Annotated in this window: 2 rRNA genes (1 of these 2 cut by a window edge); both read left to right on the top strand. The window is 51.9% G+C overall.

The window, feature by feature from the left end:
• Positions 1 to 2,371: ribosomal RNA gene (locus JFT89_RS01860) — 23S ribosomal RNA — on the top strand (it extends 551 nt beyond the left edge of the window).
• 49 nt (positions 2,372 to 2,420) lie between these two features.
• Positions 2,421 to 2,500: ribosomal RNA gene (gene rrf, locus JFT89_RS01855) — 5S ribosomal RNA — on the top strand; the annotation flags it as partial.

Raw genomic sequence — 2,500 nt, 5'->3', positions numbered from 1 at the left:
GATCCTGAAACCGTGTGCCTACAAATAGTCAGAGCCCGTTAATGGGTGATGGCGTGCCTTTTGTAGAATGAACCGGCGAGTTACGATCCCGTGCAAGGTTAAGCTGAAGAGGCGGAGCCGCAGCGAAAGCGAGTCTGAATAGGGCGTTTAGTACGTGGTCGTAGACCCGAAACCAGGTGATCTACCCATGTCCAGGGTGAAGTTCAGGTAACACTGAATGGAGGCCCGAACCCACGCACGTTGAAAAGTGCGGGGATGAGGTGTGGGTAGCGGAGAAATTCCAATCGAACCTGGAGATAGCTGGTTCTCCCCGAAATAGCTTTAGGGCTAGCCTTAAGTGTAAGAGTCTTGGAGGTAGAGCACTGATTGAACTAGGGGTCCTCATCGGATTACCGAATTCAGTCAAACTCCGAATGCCAATGACTTATCCTTAGGAGTCAGACTGCGAGTGATAAGATCCGTAGTCAAGAGGGAAACAGCCCAGATCGCCAGCTAAGGTCCCAAAGTGTGTATTAAGTGGAAAAGGATGTGGAGTTGCTTAGACAACTAGGATGTTGGCTCAGAAGCAGCCACCATTTAAAGAGTGCGTAATAGCTCACTAGTCGAGTGACTCTGCGCCGAAAATGTACCGGGGCTAAATACACCACCGAAGCTGCGAATTGATACCAATGGTATCAGTGGTAGGGGAGCGTTCTAAGTGCAGTGAAGTCAGACCGGAAGGACTGGTGGAGCGCTTAGAAGTGAGAATGCCGGTATGAGTAGCGAAAGACGGGTGAGAATCCCGTCCACCGAATGCCTAAGGTTTCCTGAGGAAGGCTCGTCCGCTCAGGGTTAGTCAGGACCTAAGCCGAGGCCGACAGGCGTAGGCGATGGACAACAGGTTGATATTCCTGTACCACCTCTTTATCGTTTGAGCAATGGAGGGACGCAGAAGGATAGAAGAAGCGTGCGATTGGTTGTGCACGTCCAAGCAGTTAGGCTGATAAGTAGGCAAATCCGCTTATCGTGAAGGCTGAGCTGTGATGGGGAAGCTCCTTATGGAGCGAAGTCTTTGATTCCCCGCTGCCAAGAAAAGCTTCTAGCGAGATAAAAGGTGCCTGTACCGCAAACCGACACAGGTAGGCGAGGAGAGAATCCTAAGGTGTGCGAGAGAACTCTGGTTAAGGAACTCGGCAAAATGACCCCGTAACTTCGGGAGAAGGGGTGCTTTCTTAACGGAAAGCCGCAGTGAATAGGCCCAAGCGACTGTTTAGCAAAAACACAGGTCTCTGCGAAGCCGTAAGGCGAAGTATAGGGGCTGACACCTGCCCGGTGCTGGAAGGTTAAGGAGAGGGGTTAGCGTAAGCGAAGCTCTGAACTGAAGCCCCAGTAAACGGCGGCCGTAACTATAACGGTCCTAAGGTAGCGAAATTCCTTGTCGGGTAAGTTCCGACCCGCACGAAAGGTGTAACGATTTGGGCACTGTCTCAACCAGAGACTCGGTGAAATTATAGTACCTGTGAAGATGCAGGTTACCCGCGACAGGACGGAAAGACCCCGTGGAGCTTTACTGTAGCCTGATATTGAATTTTGGTACAGTTTGTACAGGATAGGCGGGAGCCATTGAAACCGGAGCGCTAGCTTCGGTGGAGGCGCTGGTGGGATACCGCCCTGACTGTATTGAAATTCTAACCTACGGGTCTTATCGACCCGGGAGACAGTGTCAGGTGGGCAGTTTGACTGGGGCGGTCGCCTCCTAAAGTGTAACGGAGGCGCCCAAAGGTTCCCTCAGAATGGTTGGAAATCATTCGTAGAGTGCAAAGGCATAAGGGAGCTTGACTGCGAGACCTACAAGTCGAGCAGGGACGAAAGTCGGGCTTAGTGATCCGGTGGTTCCGCATGGAAGGGCCATCGCTCAACGGATAAAAGCTACCCCGGGGATAACAGGCTTATCTCCCCCAAGAGTCCACATCGACGGGGAGGTTTGGCACCTCGATGTCGGCTCATCGCATCCTGGGGCTGTAGTCGGTCCCAAGGGTTGGGCTGTTCGCCCATTAAAGCGGTACGCGAGCTGGGTTCAGAACGTCGTGAGACAGTTCGGTCCCTATCCGTCGTGGGCGCAGGAAATTTGAGAGGAGCTGTCCTTAGTACGAGAGGACCGGGATGGACGCACCGCTGGTGTACCAGTTGTTCTGCCAAGGGCATAGCTGGGTAGCTATGTGCGGAAGGGATAAGTGCTGAAAGCATCTAAGCATGAAGCCCCCCTCAAGATGAGATTTCCCATAGCGTAAGCTAGTAAGATCCCTGAAAGATGATCAGGTTGATAGGTTCGAGGTGGAAGCATGGTGACATGTGGAGCTGACGAATACTAATAGATCGAGGACTTAACCATATAATATGAAGCAAATGTTATCTAGTTTTGAAGGAATATACCTTCATAGTTTGGTGATGATGGCAGAGAGGTCACACCCGTTCCCATACCGAACACGGAAGTTAAGCTCTCTAGCGCCGATGGTAGTTG

This window comes from Bacillus sp. TH25 (assembly GCF_016650935.1).
GTDB classification, from domain to species: domain Bacteria; phylum Bacillota; class Bacilli; order Bacillales; family Bacillaceae_G; genus Bacillus_A; species Bacillus_A mycoides.
This window is presented reverse-complemented; position numbering and strand designations above follow the sequence as displayed.